Raw genomic sequence first — 264 nt, 5'->3', positions numbered from 1 at the left:
GAGGGTTTATTCATCGGGTGACAGACAAAAAGGATCGGCGCTCACTGCATGTCTACCTGACAGAAAAAGGACGGCAATTAAAAGATGAGGTTCTCCCCCCTTCCATTGAAGCCTATGAGAAAACAATCGCAGGCTTGACTGAAGAAGAGGTCAAGCAGTTTCGAAAAACACTCAATATCATTTATGAGAACGTGAAAAATTTATAAATCCAAAGTATTGTACAGGAACATTTTTTCTGTATAATTAGTTGTTGTAGCAACAGTA

The 264-nt window shown here is 39.0% G+C and carries 1 protein-coding gene; it reads left to right on the top strand.

The features are described from left to right. Positions 1-206, top strand: a 206-nt coding sequence (locus tag SB773_RS32450) for a MarR family winged helix-turn-helix transcriptional regulator (RefSeq protein WP_410594492.1), incomplete at its 5' end; no start/stop codon positions are given. Between the last annotated feature and the right edge of the window lie 58 nt (positions 207-264).

Source organism: Bacillus sp. SIMBA_074 (genome assembly GCF_046534555.1).
GTDB classification, from domain to species: Bacteria; Bacillota; Bacilli; order Bacillales; family Bacillaceae_G; genus Bacillus_A; species Bacillus_A mycoides.
This window is presented reverse-complemented; position numbering and strand designations above follow the sequence as displayed.